The sequence below is a fragment of the Rathayibacter sp. AY1F3 genome (assembly GCF_002931975.1).
GTDB lineage: Bacteria > Actinomycetota > Actinomycetes > Actinomycetales > Microbacteriaceae > Rathayibacter.
In genome coordinates this window covers 60,148-76,633 of record NZ_PSVF01000007.1, presented here as the reverse complement: position 1 = coordinate 76,633, position 16,486 = coordinate 60,148, and the positions used below count along the sequence as shown (strand labels likewise).

The window sequence follows — 16,486 nt, the reverse complement described above, 5'->3', positions numbered from 1 at the left end:
CCGGACCGTCGAGACCGCCCGCTGCGGCGGGTCCCTTCGACGGTCGGGGGCTCCCTCACGCCCGACAGGGCTTCCGGCGGCCGGGGGACACGGTGTTCACTGGGCGCATGCGAGCCATCTGGAAGGGCGCGATCACCTTCGGCCTGGTCAACGTGCCGGTGAAGATCTACAGCGCGACCGAGGACCACGACATCCCGCTGCACCAGGTCCACGACAAGGACGGCGGACGGATCCGGTATCAGCGCAAGTGCGAGATCTGCGGCGAGGTCGTCACCTTCGACCACATCGACAAGGCCTACGACGACGGCGAGCGCACCGTGGTCCTGTCCAAGGACGAGCTCAAGGCGCTGCCGGAGGAGCGCGACCGTGAGATCGACGTCGTGCAGTTCGTGCCCAGCGAGCAGGTCGACCCGATCATGTTCGACCGCGCCTACATCCTGGAGCCCGACTCCTCCTCCCCCAAGGCCTACGTCCTGCTGCGCCGCACCCTCGAGCAGACGGACCGCACCGCGATCGTCGAGTTCGCGCTGCGGCAGAAGACCCGCCTCGCCGCGCTGCGCGTGCGCGGCAAGCTCCTGATGCTGCAGACCCTGCTCTGGGCGGACGAGGTGCGGGAGGTCGAGTTCCCGTCGCTGGAGGGCACCACTCGGATCGCGGCGCGCGAGCTCGAGATGTCGGCGCACCTGGTCGACTCCTACTCCGAGGACTTCGACGCCGCGAAGTTCCACGACGCGTACCAGGAGGAGCTGCGCACGCTGATCGACGCCAAGATCGAGCAGGGCGACGCCCTCGACACCGCCGCGACCTTCGGCGAGGCGCCGGAGGAGGAGGGCGGCGGCGGCGAGGTGCTCGACCTGATGGAGGCGCTCAAGCGCTCGGTCGAGCGCAGCCGCGGGGCGAAGGACGCGCTGGCGGAGGAGGCTCCCGCCGAGAAGAAGGCCGCGACGAAGCCCGCCCCGAAGAAGGCGGCGAAGGCTCCGGCGACGACCGCCGCGAAGAAGAAGCCCGCGGCGAAGAAGGCCGACACGGAGAAGGGCGCCGACGCGCCTGCGAAGAAGCGGACCCCGAAGAAGACCGCGGCGGCGGAGAAGGCGGCGTCCTAGCCCCGCCGGATGCGGCGGGTCGGGGTCGGACGGAGCCTCAGGCCCGCTCGGCCGCCCGGTCGGGCTCGTCGGCCGCGTCCAGCTCGTCCACGTCGTCGAGGTCGACCGCGACCGAGCTGACCAGCGCGAGCAGCGCCTCCGCGTAGGCGTTCTCGGCCGCCGCGTCCTCGAAGGTCCGCGCCCGGCCGCCGAGCTCGACCTCGACGGCGAACCGCGTCTCCGGCTCGGCGAGGCGACGGAGGGAGCGGAAGGTCCCGCGGAGGAGCTCGCGCAGCTGGTCCTCCCGCGGCAGCCAGAGCGAGTCCTCCAGGGAGACGGAGTCGAGCGCCCATTCCGTGGTGCCGTTGAAGCCGAGGACGGTCCCGCTCGGGTACTCGTGCGCCTCGATGGTCATGTCGCTGACGGTGAAGACGTCGCCGTCGAAGCCCTCCCGCTCGATGCGGAAGCGGTCACCGGTGCGGGGCGTCCAGCGCACGCCCGCCGTGCGCAGGGCACGGGCCAGCTCGAAGGAGATCATCCGACGAGTGTGGCCCGCGAAGCCGCGAACGCGCCGCGAGCGGCACCCGCGCGCCCCGATGTCGGTGGATGAGTTTACGTTCATGAAACGTCCGGTTCACAGGCCGGGCACCCGCACTGCATAGCGTGACCATGCGTGCCCCTTCCGGGGGTGCGCTGGCCGCGCCGCGCGGCGACGACGCTGCGACCGCTCTTCCGAGCGGCGATCGAGAGGACCACCATGCCCGACTCTCCCACCCCGCCCGACCGCCGCCGGAGGCGCGGGCTCGGCCTGGCGGCCCTGACCGGACTGGCCCTGGCGGCCGCTCCGCTGGTCGCGACCTCCGCCGCGGCCGTGCCCTCGGGCGACGAGCTCGTCATCAGCGAGGTCTTCGCCCGCGGAGGCTCCGCCGGTGCCGCGTTCAGCAACCGCTACGTGGAGCTCTACAACCCCACCGCCGCCGAGATCGCCCTCGGCGGCCTCTCGATCCAGTACCGCTCGGCGACCGGCACCGCGAACCCCACCACGACCGTGCCGCTCACCGGCTCGGTGCCCGCCGGCGGCCACTTCCTGCTCGCCGGCGCCAGCAACGGCACCAACGGCGCGGCCCTGCCGACGCCCGACCAGAGCGCGAACGGCCTCAACATGGCCGCCGCGGGCGGCACCCTCTTCCTCGTCGACGGGACCTCGGCGCTCGTGGCGCCGCCCACCGGCGCCGCCGCCCAGCCGGACGCGGTGATCGACCTCGTCGGCTACGGCACCTCGAACACCTTCGAGTCGTCCGTCGCCACGGTGCCCTCCCTCACTCAGACGATCGCCCGCGCGGACACCGCCACCGGCGACACCGACGTCAACTCGGCCGACTTCGCGCTCGGCGCACCGACCCCGCAGGCCGCGGGCGGAGGATCCGAGCCCGAGCCCACGACGCCGCCGACGACGACCCCGCCGACCACTCCCCCGACGACCCCTCCGGCCGAGATCCCGGCCGTCTCCATCGCGGAGATCCAGGGCACCGGCGACGCGTCGCCGCTCGTCGGCAGCACCGTCACCACCTCCGGCGTCGTCACCGCGCGCTACCCGTCCGGCGGCTACAACGGCTACGTCATCCAGACCCCCGGCACCGGCGGCGAGAGCTCGCGCACGGCCTCCGACGCCGTCTTCGTCTTCCCCTCCGCCTCCGTCGGGTCGGTCGCGATCGGCGACCACCTGCGCATCACCGGCGAGGTGAGCGAGTACAACGGCCTGACCGAGCTCACCCCGACCTCGGCCGCGACCGTCGTGAAGCTCGACGGCGCCGCCGCAGCGCCGGTCCCGGCCGCTGTCGCGCTCCCCCGCACCGCCGCCGAACGCGAGGTGCTCGAGAGCATGCTGATCGCTCCGCAGGGCGCCTACACGGTCACCGACACCTTCGACCTGAACAGCTTCGGCTCGGTCGGCCTCGCCGCCGGCACGTCCCCGCTGCTCACGCCGACCGAGGTCGCCCGCCCCGGCTCGCCGGAGCTCGCGGCCGTCGTCGCCGACAACGCCGCCCGCGCGATCACCCTCGACGACGGCGCCTCGATCAACTTCCTCGGCGCCGCCGCGAACAAGGCGATCCCGCTGCCCTACCTCACCACCACCGCGCCGATCCGCGTGGGTGCTCCGGCGACCTTCACCCGCCCCGTCGTCCTCGACTACCGCAACGGCGGCTGGGCCTTCCAGCCCACCACGCAGCTGACCGTCGAGAACGCCGGCGACGTGCAGCCCGCGACCTTCGCGAACACCCGGACCGCGAAGCCCGAGGCCGTCGGCGGCGACCTCTCGATCGCGTCCTTCAACGTGCTCAACTACTTCTCCACCACCGGCGACTCGATCACCGGCTGCACCTTCTACACCGACCGCGACGGCGACCCCGTCACGGTCAACAGCGGCTGCGACGCCCGCGGAGCGGCGAACGCCGATGACCTCGAGCGCCAGCAGGCCAAGATCGTGACCGCGATCAACACCCTCGGCGCGGGCGTCGTCTCGCTCGAGGAGATCGAGAACTCGGCCAAGTTCGGCAAGCCGCGCGACGAGGCCCTCGCCACCCTGACCGCCGCGCTGAACACGGCGGCCGGCTCCGAGGTCTGGGCCTACGTACCCTCCCCCGCAGCGCTCCCCGCGCTCGCGGACGAGGACGTCATCCGCACCGCCTTCATCTACAAGAAGGCCGTCATCGAGCCGGTCGGCGAGTCCGTCGTGCTCAACGACACGGTGAACTTCTCGAACGCCCGCAAGCCCCTCGCCCAGGAGTTCCGCCTCCTCGGCGACAGCGCCAGCGAGTTCGTCGCGATCGTGAACCACTTCAAGTCGAAGGGCTCCGGATCCGGCGCCGACGCCGACCAGGGCGACGGCCAGGGCGCCTCGAACGCCTCGCGCGTGAAGCAGGCGACCGCCCTCGTCGCCTTCGCCGACCGCCTCCGCACCGAGAAGGCCACCGAGCTCGTCTACCTGCTGGGCGACTTCAACGCCTACTCGAAGGAGGACCCGGTGAAGGTGATCACCGACGCCGGCTACATCGACCAGGGTGCGAAGGACGGCAAGTACTCGTACTCGTTCGACGGCGCGGTCGGCTCGCTGGACCACGTCTTCGCCTCGCCCGCGGCCGACAGGACGGTCACCGGGGTCGACACCTGGAACATCAACAGCGGCGAGTCCGTGGCACTGGAGTACAGCCGCTACGACTACAACGCGACGATCTTCTACGACACCTCGGCGTACCGCTCCAGCGACCACGACCCGGTCGTCGTCGGCCTCGACCTGCCCGAGACCCAGACGGACCCGGAGCCCGAGCCCGTCACGGTCATCGACGTCGCGACCACCGCCTCCACAAGGCGCCTCGCCGTCGTGCGGACGCTGACGGTGTCGGCGGTGAACAACGGCGACGAGACGGTCTCGATCGAGATCACGACGGCGTACGGCAGCAAGACGAAGAAGACGGTCAAGCCCGGCCAGTCGTTCACGGTGAAGACCGTGACCGTCTTCAAGCCCATCAAGGCCGGCACGGCGACCATCGAGGTCACCGCGCCCGACGGCACCGAGCGCGTCTACAAGCAGGCGTACCGCGGCGCCTGATCCCGCGCGACCCCTGATCTCGGCGAGCTCCGGCTCCTAGAGTTCGGGGATGCCCGAGGGAGACAGTGTGCACCGTCTCGCCGCCCGCCTCAGGCGGGCGGCGGACGGCCGCACCGTCCTCGAGGGCGAGCTGCGCTCCGGGGACGCGGCCGGCGACTCCCTCGCCGGGCTGAGGATCCTCGAGCACGACACCCACGGCAAGCACCTCCTCACCCGCTTCTCCGGCGGAACGACCCTGCACACCCACCTGCGGATGCAGGGCTCCTGGAGCGTGACCGCTCCAGGCCGAGCGGTCCCCCGCTCGGTGCAGAAGGACGTCCGTGTCCGCCTCCGCCTCGACGACGGCTCGACCGTGTGGGGCATCGACCTCCCGGTCGTCGAGCTCCTCGCCACCCGCGACGAGCCGCGCGCCGTCGGGCACCTCGGGCCCGACCCGCTCCGCGCGGACTGGGACGCCGACGAGGCCGTCCGGCGCCTCTCCCGCCTCCCGGACCGGCCCGTCGTCGCCGCACTCCTCGACCAGCGCTGCCTCGCGGGTCTCGGCAACCTCTGGGCCAACGAGGTCTGCTTCCTCCGCGGGGTCTGGCCCTGGCGGCCGATCGGCTCCCTCGACGTCCGCGCCCTCGTGGCGACCGCGGCGAGAGGCCTCCGCGCCTCCGTCACGATCCCGGGGATGTTCCAGACAACCACCGGTGACACCCGCCGCGGCGAGCGGCACTGGGTCGCGGGGCGCGCCGGGCGCCCGTGCCTGCGCTGCGGCACGACGGTGCTCGTCCGCGACGAGGTCCGCGACGACCCCGAGCAGCGCCGCACCTGGTGGTGCCCGCACTGCCAGCCGGAGCAGGCGGCCGCCCCCTGAGCCCGCGTACCGCCGCCTGAAGCCCGCGTACCGCTGCCGACGGCCCGTGCGTAGGCTGGCCGCATGACGAACGAGTGGGGAACTCCGGATCCGTCCGCCCGGCGAGACCGGTCCGCGGAGGTCGTCCCGGCGGCCGCCTCCGGCGAGGAGGTGGAGACCGCCCGCGTCGAGGACGCCGAGCGCGCGCTCGCCGTGCGCGAGGTCAAGCGGCGCCGCGACTTCCTGGGATCGGTCGGCGGATGGGCGAGCGTCTCGGCGATCACGACCGCCGTCTGGGTCGGCACAGGGGCCGACGGCTACTTCTGGCCGATCTGGCCGATGATCGGGATCGGGATCGGCGTCGTCGGCCAGGCCGCGTCGATCTGGGGTCCCGCCCGCAAGGAGATCACCGAGGCGGACATCGCCGCCGAGATGCAGCGCCGGGAGAAGCGCGGCCGCTGATCAGTCCAGGCGGCCGACCGAGGTGACGCGGACGACGGCCGCACCCTGCTCGTCCGACTCGGCGAGGTCGACGGTCGCCGAGATCCCCCAGTCGTGGTCGCCGGCCGGATCGTCGAGGATCTGCCGCACGAGCCACTGCGTCGGCTCCTCCGTGACGAGCAGCATCTTCGGCCCCCGGGCGTCGGGCCCGATGCCGATGCTGTCGTGCTCGTCGTAGTAGTCGTCCAGCGCGGCGCCCCACGCGTCGGCGTCGAAGCCGGCGGCGGCGTCGAGCTCGCCGAGCGCCTCGTGGTCGTCGAGGGCGGCGAGGGTCACCCGGCGGAACATCTCGTTGCGCACCAGCACGCGGAAGGCGCGGTGGTTCGCGGTGAGGCGGCGCGGAGCGGGCGGCACGATCGCCTGGTCCGCCGCGTGGAGCGCCGGATTGACCAGCTCCTCCCACTCGTCGACCAGCGAGGAGTCGACCTGGCGCACGAGCTCGCCCAGCCACTCGATCAGGTCGTGCAGCTCCTCGTTCTTCAGCTCGTCGGGGATGGTCTGCCGGGCCGCGCGGAACGCGTCGGACAGGTAGCGCAGCACCAGTCCCTCCGAGCGGGAGAGCTTGTAGAACGCGGTGTACTCGCCGAAGGACATCGCCCGCTCGTACATGTCGCGCACGACCGACTTCGGCGAGAGCTCGAAGTCCTTCACCCACGGCTGCGCGGCGGTGTAGGTCTCGAAGGTCGCCTCGAGGAGCTCCTCGAGCGGCTTGGGGTGCGTGACGGACTCGAGCAGCTCCATCCGCTCCTCGTACTCGATCCCCTCGGCCTTCATCGCGGCGACGGCCTCGCCGCGGGCCTGGAACTGCTGGGCCCCCAGGATCGGGCGCGGGTCGTCGAGGGTCGCCTCGAGCACCGAGATCACGTCGAGCGCGAAGCTCGGCGACTCCGGGTCGAGAACGTCGAACACGGCCAGCGCGAACGGCGAGAGCGGCTGGTTGAGCGCGAAGTTCGGCTGCAGGTCGACGGTCAGGCGGATGCGGGTCACGCCGTCGGCGCCGACGCTCTGCTCGACCACTCCCGCCTCCCGCAGCGTCCGGTAGATGCCGAGCGCCCGGCGGGCCAGCTGCAGCTGCCGCTTCCACGGCTCGTGGTTGTCGAAGATCAGGGCGTGCACGTTCGCGTAGGCGTCGCCGCCGCGGGCGATCACGTTCAGCAGCATCGCCGAGGTGATCGTCATGTGCGAGGTCAGCGTCTCGGGCTCCGCGTCGACGAGCTTGCGGAAGCTCGGCTCCCCCCAGCTGACGAAGCCCTGCGGCGCGCGCTTGGCGACCCACTTCCTCCGCTTCTTCGGGTCGTCGCCCATCTTGTCGAGAGCCTTCCGGTTCTCGGACTCGTGCTCGGGGGCCTGCACGACCACGGTCCCGGCGGTGTCGTACCCGGCGCGGCCGGCGCGGCCGGCGATCTGGTGGAACTCGCGGGCCGAGAGCTGGCGGGTCCGGGTGCCGTCGTACTTGGTCAGCGCGGTGAGCAGCACGGTGCGGATGGGGACGTTGATGCCGACGCCGAGGGTGTCCGTGCCGCAGATCACGCGCAGCATGCCCTGCTGGGCGAGCTGCTCGACCAGGCGGCGGTACTTCGGCAGCATGCCCGCGTGGTGCACGCCGATCCCCAGCCGGAGCAGCCGGGAGAGGGTCTTGCCGAACGCGGTGGTGAAGCGGAAGCCGCCGATCACCTCGGCGATGCGGTCGCGGTGCTCGCGGGTGGCGATGTTCGCGCTGGTGAGCGCCTGCGCACGCTCGAGAGCGGCCGCCTGCGAGAAGTGCACGACGTAGACCGGCGACTGGTTCGTCGAGAGCAGCTCCTCGATGGAGTCGTGGATCGGCGCGATCTCGTAGAAGTAGTGCAGCGGCACCGGGCGCTCCACGCCGGTGACCCGGGCGGTCTCCCGGCCCGTACGGCGGCTGAGGTCGGCGGCGAGCGCCGTCACGTCGCCGAGGGTGGCCGACATCAGCACGAACTGCACGTGCGGGAGGGTGAGCAGCGGCACCTGCCACGCCCAGCCGCGCGCCGGGTCCGCGTAGAAGTGGAACTCGTCCATCACGACCTGGTCGACCGGGGTGTCCTCGCCGTGCCGGAGCGCGAGGTTCGCGAGGATCTCGGCCGTGCAGCAGATGATCGGCGCTTCGGCGTTCACCGAGGAGTCGCCGGTGACCATCCCGACGTTGGAGGCGCCGAAGACGTCGACCAGCGCGAAGAACTTCTCGGAGACGAGCGCCTTGATCGGCGCCGTGTAGAAGCTGCGGCGTCCGGAGGCGAGCGCCGCGGCGTGCGCGCCGATCGCGACGAGCGACTTCCCGGTGCCGGTGGGCGTCGAGAGGATCAGGTTGGAGCCGGAGGCGATCTCGAGCATGGACTCGTCCTGCGCCGGGTAGAGCGGGAGGCCGCTCGACTCCGCCCACTCGGTGAAGGCCAGGTAGACCGCGTCGTCGTCGACGCGCCCGTCCGCGTCGGGCGTCGGCATCCGGTCGAGCAGCGTCGAGGTCATCCCCCCATCCTCCCAGCCCGCGGCCCGTCGCTCAGGTGCGATCCGTCACGGACGGCCCGTGCGCCCCCGCCTCACGGGCCGCGGGTGACGGATCGGTCCGCCGGAGCGAGGGCCCCGTCGACGAGTCCGACGACGCGGTCGGCATCGGCCAGCACGGAGGGGTCGTGCGAGACGCAGACCACGGTCGCGCCGCGGTCCGCCTCCGCACGCAGGACCGACCGGATCCGCTCCGCGCTCGCCGAGTCGAGGCCGGTGGTGGGCTCGTCCAGGAGCAGCAGGCCGGCCCCGCGGGCGAGCCCCTGGGCGAGGAGCGCCCGCTGCCGCTGACCGCCGGAGAGCACCGCGAAGGGCTCCCGGGCGAGCGCGGCGATCTCCATCCGCTCGAGCGCGGTGGCGATCGCGTCCGCCGCGCGCGCGTCGCTGCGGCGGAGGCGGCCGAGCCGGCCCCAGGTGCCCACCGCGACCACGTCGCGCACCGTCACCGGGAGGCGGTCCGGGATCGACGCCCGCTGCGGCACGAAGGCGATCGCTCCGGTGACGTCCCGCGACCCGGACGTCAGTGGACGCACTCCCGCGATCACCTCCAGGAGCGTCGACTTGCCGGCGCCGTTCGGCCCGGCGATCACGGTGAGCGAGCGCGCGGCGACGTCGAGATCGACCCCCGCGAGAGCGCGGCGGGAGCCGAAGTCGACGTGAGCGCCTCGGAGGCGGACCGGGGGCTCGGGCAGGGGTGAGACGTCCATCCCGACGAGCGTACAGGAGTGATAACTGTTCTCATTATCGTGTACGGTCGGGCACCATGCCCAGCCTCCTCGCCGGAATCCTCGAGCCGTTCGCTCTCGACTTCCTCCAGCGCGCCCTCCTCGGCGGCGTCCTCGTCGCGGTCCTCTGCGGCGTCGTCGGCACCTGGGTGGTCCTCCGCGGGATGGCCTTCCTCGGCGAGGCGCTCGCCCACGGGATGCTCCCCGGCGTCGCCCTCGCGACGGTGCTCGGCGCGCCCGTCCTCGTGGGCGGCGCAGCCAGCGCGGTGCTGATGAGCCTCGGCATCGCGGCCCTGCAGCGGCGCGGACGACTGTCCTACGACACCAGCATCGGCCTGCTCTTCGTCGCCATGCTGGCGCTGGGGGTCATCGTGATCTCGCACTCGGGCAGCTTCGCCACGGACGCGACCTCGATCCTCTTCGGCGACATCCTCGCGATCACTCCCGTCGACATCGGGCTGCTCGCCGCCGCCGCCGGAGTCGGCCTCCTCGTCGCAGCGGCCTTCCACCGCCCGCTCGTCGCCCTGGCGCTGGATCCGCGCATCGCCGCGGTGCTCGGCCTCGGTCCGCGCTCGGCTCAGGCCGCGCTGGTCGGCCTGGTGACCCTCGCCGTCGTCGCCTCCTACCAGGCGGTCGGCTCGCTCCTCGTCGTCGGGCTCCTTCTGGCTCCCGCGGTGGCCGCCGGGCACTGGACCACCCGCATCCCGACCCGGATGCTGCTCGCGTCGATCCTCGGCGCGGCCTCCGTGCTCGTCGGCCTGCTCGTCTCCTGGCACGCGGCCACGGCCGCGGGCGCCTCGGTCGCCGGCACGGCCATCGCGGTCGCCGCGGTGTCCTGGGCGGTCCGCTCGGCCGCGTCGGCCCTCGCGTCCCGGTCGGGCCCTCAGCCGGTCGCCGCATGAGGCCCTGCCGGCACCGCTCCTCCCCCGCTCACCCTCGAAAGGACTCCGTGCACTCCCGAACCACCGCCTCCACCGTCCTCCTGGGCGCTCTCGCGCTGGGCCTGGCCGCCTGCTCGACCGATGCCTCCGCGCCGGCCGCGGACGACACGGGCTCCGGCCACGGCGCCGTCGCGAACGCCGCCGAGCTCGCCGAGCCGCGCCTGGGGCTGACGTCGATCGACCCGTCGGGCGCCGTGTCGCACCTCGACCTCCTCGACGAGACGGTCACCGGCCTCGGCACCATCGGCGCACCGAGCGCGATGACGACCGACGGCCGCTACCTCTTCGCCCAGACCGATGCGGGCGTCGAGATCGTCGACAGCGGCGTGTGGACCTGGGACCACGTGGACCACTTCCACTACTACCGCGCGGACACCCGCCTGATCGGCACGGTCGAGGGCTCCGGGACGGCCGTCGTCGCCACGACGAACCTCTCGACCACCGGCGGAACCGGACTCTTCTTCCCCGACTCCGGCGAGGCGGTCCTCCTCGACACCGAGGCGCTGTCGAAGGGCGCGATCGTCGAGCGGTTCCGGAAGGCCGTCGAGCCCGGACCCGGGATGGTCGTGCCCGTCGGCTCGTCCGCACTGGTGACCGAGGGGTCCGGATCCGGAGCGGCCGTCGCCGGCTACGACTCGGACGGCGAGCCGACGGGCCTCCGCGAGGCCTGCCCCGACCCCGCCGGGACGATCACCACCCGCGTCGGCGCCGTCATCGGCTGCTCCGACGGCGCACTCCTGGCGTCGATCGAGGACGAGGAGCTCGTCGTCGAGCGGATCCCCTACCCCGCCGGCACCACCGCGCCACCCGCCGCCTCCTTCGACAACCGCGAGGGCCGCCCCACGGTCGCCGGCCTCGCCGGGGACGCGGGCATCTGGCTCCTCGACACCCGGGAGCGCTCCTGGAGCCTCCTCCCCTCTCCCGCCCCGCTGGCGCAGGTCACCGCGGTGGACGACGCGGACGAGACCGTCCTCGCCCTCGCCGCCGACGGCCGCGTGCTGGTTCTCGACGGCTCCGACGGTGCGGTCCTCGCCGAGACCGCGCCCCTCGTCGCGGACACGACCGCGGACGGCTCGCGGCCCGTCCTGATCGCCGACCAGCAGCGGGCCTACCTCAGCGCGCCCGCCGAGCGGAAGCTGCACGAGATCGACTACGCGGACGGCGCGCGCCTCGCCCGCACCTTCGAGACCGCCACCGAGCCGGCCTTCACGGCGGAGACGGGCCGATGAGGCGCCGCTGGGCCCTCGCGTCCGCCGCGGCGGTCCTGCTCCTGTCGGGCTGCACGTTGGCGGAGGAGGACGAGAGGCCCCTCGTCATCGTCTCCACCAACATCCTCGGCGACGTCGTGGGCGAGCTCGTCGGCGACGAGGCGCAGGTCGTCACGCTGATGAAGCCCGACGCCGACCCGCACTCGTTCGAGATCTCGGCGCAGGAGGCGGCGCGCCTGCGCTCCGCCGACCTCGTCGTCTCGAACGGGCTCGGACTCGAGGAGGGCCTGCAGCAGCACCTCGACGAGGCCTCCGCTGAGGACGTCCCCGCGTTCGTCGCCGGCGACGCCGTCGACGTCCTCGACTACAGCGAGGGCGACGCGGAGGGGAGCCCGGACTCGCACTTCTGGACGGACCCCGGCCGGATGATCGACGTCGTCGACTCCCTCGGGCCCGCGCTCGCCGCGCTCGACGGCGTCGATCCGGCCGCCGTCCGGGACCGGACGGCCGGCTACCGCGCCGAGCTCGAGCGGCTCGACTCCGAGATGGCCGCGGCGTTCGCCGCGATCCCCGCCGAGCGCCGCGCCCTCGTCACCAACCACCACGTCTTCGGGTACCTCGCCGACCGCTTCGACTTCGACGTCGTCGGCGCCGTCATCCCGGGAGGCACGACCCTCGCGGCGCCGTCCGCCTCCGACCTCGCCGATCTCGTCGACGCGGTCGAGCAGACCGGCGTCCCCACGATCTTCGCGGAGTCCTCGTCTCCCGACCGCCTGGTCCAGGCGCTGGCGAGCGAGGCCGACATCCGCGTGGAGGTGGTCGAGCTGTTCACGGAGTCCCTGACGGGGCCCGAGGGCGGCGCTCCCGACTACCTCGCCATGATGCGCGTCAACACGCAGCGCATCGCCACCGGGCTCTCCCCGTGAGCCCTCCGATCCACCACCAGGAAGAAGAAGCACCCATGCAGAATCCCCACGTCCGGCGGGCGGGCCTCGGCCTGATCGCCGCCTGCTCGATCACGGTCCTCGCCGCCTGCTCGTCGAGCTCGACCCCGGCCGCCGAGTCCTCCGCGTCCACCGCGCCGGCCACCGAGGCCGCGGCGGCCGCCGGCGCCCGCGTCGCCGTCGCCTACGAGGGCGGCATCCTCGTCCTCGACGGCGAGACCCTCGAGACCGTCGCGGACATGGACTCCGAGGAGTTCACCCGCCTCAACCCCGCCGGCGACGACCGCCACGTCATGGTCACCATGAGCGAGGGGTTCCAGCTCCTCGACACCGCCGCCGGCACCGGCGGCGAGCCGGAGCTGACGGACATCGTCTTCCCCGCGGACACCCCGGGCCACGTCGTCCGGCACGCCGGGAAGACCGTCCTCTACGCCGACGGCACGAGCGACACGACCGTCCTCGAGACCGCCGACCTGGCGTCCTCGGACGGGATGCCCGAGACCGAGACCATCCCGGGAGTCGAGGCGCACCACGGCGTCTCGATCGTCCTCGAGGACGGCACCTTCCTCACCACGGTCGGTGATGCCGACGGGCGCAACGGCATCGAGGTGCGCGACGCCTCCGGCGCCGTGACGGCCACGAACGACCAGTGCCCCGGTGTCCACGGAGAGGGCACGGCCGAGAACGAGGTCGTCGTCTTCGGCTGCGAGAACGGCGCCCTGGTCTACGACGGCGGCGAGATCACGAAGCTCGAGGCTCCGGACCAGCCGTACGGCCGCATGGGCAACGCCTGGGTCAGCGAGACCAGCCCGATCATCGTCGGCGACTACAAGGACGACCGCGACGCCGAGGGCTACCTCCTGCACCGCGTGGCGCTGATCGACACCGAGGCGAAGTCCCTCGACGTCGTCGACCTGCCCGAGGGCGTCGAGTACACCTTCCGCGGCGTCGCCCGCGGCCCCGACGACCTGGCGTACATGATCGCCTCGGACGGCGCGATCCACGTCCTCGACCCCGAGACCGGCGAGCTGACCGCCTCCTACCCCGTCGTCGACGCCTGGGAGAGCCCGGTCGAGTGGCAGGACCCGCACCCCGCGATCACGGTCGCCGGGGACATCGCCTACGTGACCGACCCGGCCGCCGACAGCATCCACGCCGTCGACCTCACCACGGGAGAGGTCGTCGCCACGGGCGAGCTCGACGTCACGCCGAACGAGATCGCCGTCGCCGCGAGCTGACCATCGGCACGGAGGAGGGGCGCGGGGCCGTGGGCTCCGCGCCCCTCCTGTTCACCTGGAGGGGCCAGGATCTCCGCATGACGACCGACTTCGATCTCGACCAGGTGGTGCGCGACGTGACCGCGAACGTGCGCAAGAAGTTCCCCGACCACTCCGAGGAGCAGGTCGCGCCGCTCGTGCGCGAGGAGCTCGCGGACCTGCAGGACCGGCCCGTGCAGGACTACCTGACGGTGCTCACGGAGCGAGCGGTCAAGCGCCGCCTCAAGCGCGAGGCGCGCGGGGAGTAGACCGGGTCAGGCGAGCGCCCGCTCGATCGACGCCCGCAGCGCCGGAGCCGGCCGGAGCGCGCCCGCCTCCTCCGCCTCGAGGAGCGCCTGCGCGTCCGCCAGGCTGTGCTCGCGGTACCAGCGGTCGACCGGGACGCCGTGCCCGGGCCGGCTCAGGACCTCGACGGCGTCGCCCGCCTCCACCGATCCGCGGTGCAGCACCCGCAGGTACGCGCCGGTGCGCCCCTCGTCGGCGAAGCGCTTCACCCACTGGGGCTCTCCGAGGGCCCGTTGGAACGTCGCGCACGGCGTCCGCGGCATCGTCACCTCGACCTCGACCGCCTCGCCGATCCGCCAGCGCTCGCCGATCACGGCTCCGCTCACGTCGAGGCCCGCGATCCGCAGGTTCTCGCCGAGCATCCCCGCGGCCACCGGCCGCCCCAGGCGCTCCGCCCACCAGAGCGCGTCCTCGTCGGAGTAGGCGTAGAGCGCCTTGTCGAGGCCGCCGTGGTGCGCGCGATCGGCCTGCACGTCGCCGTAGAGGCCCAGGTCGCGCACTCCGACGGGACCCTCGACCGGCCGCTTGTCGATCGCGGTCACGCCGACCGTGCCGGAGTCGGGCAGGAGGCGGGCGACGCGGCACACGGCGAGCAGGCGGGGCATGCCGCCATGGTGCCAGCACTAGGCTCGCCGCGTGCGCGACGCGACCGCTCCTCCCCGGCTCGACCCCCTCCTCCTCGACGGCCTCGCCGAGGGGTACGCCGGGGACACGGGCGCCCGGGAGCACGCCGAAGGACTGCGCTTCGCCGGCACCGACCTCACCGGCGCCGATCTCACCGCGGCCTCCTTCAGCGAGTGCGCGCTGGAGGGAGTGGTCCTGGACGGCGCCCAGCTGCGGGCCGCGTCGATCGCGGAGTCGCGGCTCGAGCGGCTGGACGTCCCCGGGCTCTCGGCGCCGCGGAGCCGGCTCCGATCCGTCGAGCTGCTCGCCTCGCGGCTGGGCTCGGCCGAGCTCTACGAGAGCACCTGGGAGCAGGTGCGCGTGGCCGACTGCAAGCTCGGCTACCTGAACCTCCGCGGCGCCGCGGTGCGCGACGTGCTGCTCGAGCGCTGCACGATCGACGAGCTCGACCTGGCGGGTGCGACCGGCACGCGGCTGCGCCTGGTCGACTGCGACGTCCGCTCCCTCGATCTCTCCCGGGCCCGGATCGAGCACCTCGATCTGCGCGGCGCCGAGCTGCACGTGCTCACCGGGCTGGACGGCCTCCGCGGCGCCACCCTCTCCGAGCTGCAGCTCAGCCTGCTGCTGCCGCTGTTCGCGGAGCACTTCGGGGTGCGGGTGGGCTGAGCCGGCGGTCCGCCTAGCGCCGGCGGGCGATCAGCCGCGTCAGAGCGCGGCGGCCGAGGAGGAACACGGCCAGCACGACGGCCGTCACGATCACGAAGCTCCACTGCACGCCCTGCCCGGAGGCGATCCGCAGGAGCATCCCGCCCGCGACGGTCACCGCCCAGACGACGAGCCCGGCGGGCACGATCCGGTCCGGGGAGCGCCACGAGCGCGTGACGACCCAGCCGAGCAGGAGCGCCGCCAGGAACGGCCAGAGCGTGGTGAGCAGGCCGATCAGCGCCGACCCCTCGTCGTGGCTCCCGCGGCCGATCAGCACGAAGACCAGGACGAGCACGGCGTCGAGGGCGAGGCCGAGCCCCGCGTGCCGGGTCATGCGGGCTCCGTCACGAAGTCGATGAGCTGCTCGACCCGACCCAGCAGCGCCGGCTCCAGGTCCTGGAAGGTCCGCACCCGGCCGAGGATGCGCTGCCAGGCGCGCGCGATGTCGGCCTGCTCCTCGTGCGGCCAGCCGAGCGCCTCGCAGATCCCGTGCTTCCACTCGGTTCCGCGAGGGATCTCGGGCCAGCGCTCCAGGCCGATCCGGCCGGGCTTCACGGCCTGCCAGACGTCGATGTAGGGGTGGCCGACGACGAGGACGTGGGCGCCGTGCGGACCGGAGGCGACTTGCTCGGCGATCCGCGACTCCTTCGAGCCGCGCACCAGGTGGTCGACGAGCACGCCGATGCGGCGCCCCGGACCGGGCCGGAACTCTCGCACCAGCTCGTCGAGGTTGTCGACGCCCTCGATGTACTCGACGACGACGCCCTCGACCCGCAGGTCGTGGCCCCAGACCTTCTCGACCAGCTCGGCGTCGTGCCGGCCCTCGACGTAGATGCGGCTGGGCAGGGCGACCCGCGCCTTCGCGTCGGCGACGTGGAAGGAGCCGGAGGCGGAGCGCGCGCGACCGAGGCCGGCGTCGCGCTTCAGCCCGGGCGCCTTCAGCGACACGGGCTTCCCCTCGAGGAGGAACCCGGGCCCCAGCGGGAACACGCGGACCTTGCCGAACCGGTCCTCCAGCCGCACCATCCGCAGCTCCACGCCGAGCACGGCGCCCACGAAGCCGGAGGCGACCTCCTCGACCACCAGATCGCGCTCGGCCTCGACCACCGCCACCTCGACCCTGCCGCGGGCGCGCCAGTCGCCGGCGAGCACGTCCTGCCCGTACCTGTCCTCGTCCATCGCACCGAGGGTAGCCGGAGGCGCGCGGGGCGCCGCGCGGACAC

At 73.1% G+C, this 16,486-nt stretch carries 16 protein-coding genes; 10 read left to right on the top strand and 6 right to left on the bottom strand.

Features of this window, described 5'->3' with window-relative positions:
• Positions 1-107: 107 nt before the first annotated feature.
• Positions 108-1,103: a Ku protein gene (locus tag C5C39_RS06395; RefSeq protein WP_104352927.1), complete on the top strand. Its 996-nt coding sequence runs from the start codon at positions 108-110 to the stop codon at positions 1,101-1,103.
• Positions 1,104-1,140: 37 nt separating this feature from the next.
• Here C5C39_RS06395 and C5C39_RS06390 read toward each other — a convergent pair whose 3' ends face one another.
• Complete coding sequence (locus C5C39_RS06390; RefSeq protein WP_244229602.1) at positions 1,141-1,620, bottom strand: pilus assembly protein CpaE; 480 nt, start codon at positions 1,618-1,620, stop codon at positions 1,141-1,143.
• Positions 1,621-1,839: 219 nt separating this feature from the next.
• Here C5C39_RS06390 and C5C39_RS06385 point away from each other — a divergent pair, with 219 nt between their 5' ends.
• The 3 genes from C5C39_RS06385 to C5C39_RS06375 all read left to right on the top strand — a co-directional run bounded on the left by C5C39_RS06385 (position 1,840) and on the right by C5C39_RS06375 (position 5,992).
• Positions 1,840-4,692: an ExeM/NucH family extracellular endonuclease gene (locus tag C5C39_RS06385; protein WP_104352926.1), complete on the top strand. Its 2,853-nt coding sequence runs from the start codon at positions 1,840-1,842 to the stop codon at positions 4,690-4,692.
• 49 nt (positions 4,693-4,741) lie between these two features.
• The gene (locus C5C39_RS06380; RefSeq protein WP_104352925.1) at positions 4,742-5,551 is read left to right on the top strand and encodes a DNA-formamidopyrimidine glycosylase family protein; all 810 of its coding nucleotides are present in this window, start codon (positions 4,742-4,744) and stop codon (positions 5,549-5,551) included.
• Between the two features lie 63 nt (positions 5,552-5,614).
• Positions 5,615-5,992, top strand: a complete 378-nt coding sequence (locus C5C39_RS06375; RefSeq protein ID WP_104222259.1) for a 2TM domain-containing protein — start codon at positions 5,615-5,617, stop codon at positions 5,990-5,992.
• On the opposite strand, the gene C5C39_RS06370 is transcribed toward C5C39_RS06375, so the two are convergent.
• Positions 5,993-8,518, bottom strand: a complete 2,526-nt coding sequence (locus tag C5C39_RS06370; RefSeq protein ID WP_104352924.1) for an RNA helicase — start codon at positions 8,516-8,518, stop codon at positions 5,993-5,995.
• 71 nt (positions 8,519-8,589) lie between these two features.
• A complete protein-coding gene (gene aztA / locus C5C39_RS06365; protein ID WP_104352923.1) occupies positions 8,590-9,261 on the bottom strand; it encodes a zinc ABC transporter ATP-binding protein AztA in 672 nt (223 codons plus the stop codon).
• A 56-nt stretch (positions 9,262-9,317) separates the two neighbouring features.
• Between aztA and aztB the strand changes: the two genes are divergently transcribed.
• The 5 genes from aztB to C5C39_RS06340 all read left to right on the top strand — a co-directional run bounded on the left by aztB (position 9,318) and on the right by C5C39_RS06340 (position 13,897).
• A complete protein-coding gene (gene aztB / locus C5C39_RS06360) occupies positions 9,318-10,181 on the top strand; it encodes a zinc ABC transporter permease AztB (protein ID WP_104283876.1) in 864 nt (287 codons plus the stop codon).
• A 47-nt stretch (positions 10,182-10,228) separates the two neighbouring features.
• Complete coding sequence (locus C5C39_RS06355; RefSeq protein WP_104352922.1) at positions 10,229-11,449, top strand: ABC transporter; 1,221 nt, start codon at positions 10,229-10,231, stop codon at positions 11,447-11,449.
• The gene (gene aztC, locus C5C39_RS06350; RefSeq protein ID WP_104352921.1) at positions 11,446-12,354 is read left to right on the top strand and encodes a zinc ABC transporter substrate-binding protein AztC; all 909 of its coding nucleotides are present in this window, start codon (positions 11,446-11,448) and stop codon (positions 12,352-12,354) included. The genes C5C39_RS06355 and aztC overlap by 4 nt, the downstream gene beginning before the upstream one ends.
• A 35-nt stretch (positions 12,355-12,389) precedes the next feature.
• Complete coding sequence (gene aztD, locus C5C39_RS06345; RefSeq protein ID WP_104352920.1) at positions 12,390-13,610, top strand: zinc metallochaperone AztD; 1,221 nt, start codon at positions 12,390-12,392, stop codon at positions 13,608-13,610.
• A 77-nt stretch (positions 13,611-13,687) separates the two neighbouring features.
• Positions 13,688-13,897 (top strand): three-helix bundle dimerization domain-containing protein, encoded by a 210-nt coding sequence (locus tag C5C39_RS06340; RefSeq protein WP_104262881.1) that lies wholly within the window; start codon positions 13,688-13,690, stop codon positions 13,895-13,897.
• A 6-nt stretch (positions 13,898-13,903) separates the two neighbouring features.
• Here the strand turns inward: C5C39_RS06340 and C5C39_RS06335 are convergent, their stop codons facing one another.
• On the bottom strand, positions 13,904-14,539 hold the full coding sequence (locus C5C39_RS06335) for an MOSC domain-containing protein (RefSeq protein WP_104352919.1): 636 nt from the start codon (positions 14,537-14,539) through the stop codon (positions 13,904-13,906).
• Between the two features lie 31 nt (positions 14,540-14,570).
• On the opposite strand from C5C39_RS06335, the gene C5C39_RS06330 reads away from it, so the two are divergent.
• Positions 14,571-15,224 (top strand): pentapeptide repeat-containing protein, encoded by a 654-nt coding sequence (locus C5C39_RS06330; RefSeq protein WP_104237705.1) that lies wholly within the window; start codon positions 14,571-14,573, stop codon positions 15,222-15,224.
• Between the two features lie 13 nt (positions 15,225-15,237).
• On the opposite strand, the gene C5C39_RS06325 is transcribed toward C5C39_RS06330, so the two are convergent.
• Together C5C39_RS06325 and C5C39_RS06320 are read right to left on the bottom strand one after the other, a co-directional pair.
• Complete coding sequence (locus C5C39_RS06325; protein ID WP_104233715.1) at positions 15,238-15,597, bottom strand: DUF3054 domain-containing protein; 360 nt, start codon at positions 15,595-15,597, stop codon at positions 15,238-15,240.
• Positions 15,594-16,442: a DUF3097 domain-containing protein gene (locus C5C39_RS06320; protein ID WP_104352918.1), complete on the bottom strand. Its 849-nt coding sequence runs from the start codon at positions 16,440-16,442 to the stop codon at positions 15,594-15,596. The genes C5C39_RS06325 and C5C39_RS06320 overlap by 4 nt, the downstream gene beginning before the upstream one ends.
• Between the last annotated feature and the right edge of the window lie 44 nt (positions 16,443-16,486).

Excerpts from the sequence above, each read along its gene's own strand:
- C5C39_RS06390 (WP_244229602.1), bottom strand. The coding sequence starts at position 1,620 with ATGATCTCCTTCGAGCTGGCCCGTGCCCTGCGCACGGCGGGCGTGCGC.
- C5C39_RS06370 (WP_104352924.1), bottom strand. The coding sequence starts at position 8,518 with ATGACCTCGACGCTGCTCGACCGGATGCCGACGCCCGACGCGGACGGG.
- C5C39_RS06325 (WP_104233715.1), bottom strand. The coding sequence starts at position 15,597 with ATGACCCGGCACGCGGGGCTCGGCCTCGCCCTCGACGCCGTGCTCGTC.
- aztD (WP_104352920.1), top strand. The coding sequence starts at position 12,390 with ATGCAGAATCCCCACGTCCGGCGGGCGGGCCTCGGCCTGATCGCCGCC.
- C5C39_RS06340 (WP_104262881.1), top strand. The coding sequence starts at position 13,688 with ATGACGACCGACTTCGATCTCGACCAGGTGGTGCGCGACGTGACCGCG.
- C5C39_RS06385 (WP_104352926.1), top strand. The coding sequence starts at position 1,840 with ATGCCCGACTCTCCCACCCCGCCCGACCGCCGCCGGAGGCGCGGGCTC.
- aztC (WP_104352921.1), top strand. The coding sequence starts at position 11,446 with ATGAGGCGCCGCTGGGCCCTCGCGTCCGCCGCGGCGGTCCTGCTCCTG.
- aztA (WP_104352923.1), bottom strand. The coding sequence starts at position 9,261 with ATGGACGTCTCACCCCTGCCCGAGCCCCCGGTCCGCCTCCGAGGCGCT.
- C5C39_RS06380 (WP_104352925.1), top strand. The coding sequence starts at position 4,742 with ATGCCCGAGGGAGACAGTGTGCACCGTCTCGCCGCCCGCCTCAGGCGG.
- aztB (WP_104283876.1), top strand. The coding sequence starts at position 9,318 with ATGCCCAGCCTCCTCGCCGGAATCCTCGAGCCGTTCGCTCTCGACTTC.
- C5C39_RS06395 (WP_104352927.1), top strand. The coding sequence starts at position 108 with ATGCGAGCCATCTGGAAGGGCGCGATCACCTTCGGCCTGGTCAACGTG.
- C5C39_RS06375 (WP_104222259.1), top strand. The coding sequence starts at position 5,615 with ATGACGAACGAGTGGGGAACTCCGGATCCGTCCGCCCGGCGAGACCGG.
- C5C39_RS06335 (WP_104352919.1), bottom strand. The coding sequence starts at position 14,539 with ATGCCCCGCCTGCTCGCCGTGTGCCGCGTCGCCCGCCTCCTGCCCGAC.
- C5C39_RS06320 (WP_104352918.1), bottom strand. The coding sequence starts at position 16,442 with ATGGACGAGGACAGGTACGGGCAGGACGTGCTCGCCGGCGACTGGCGC.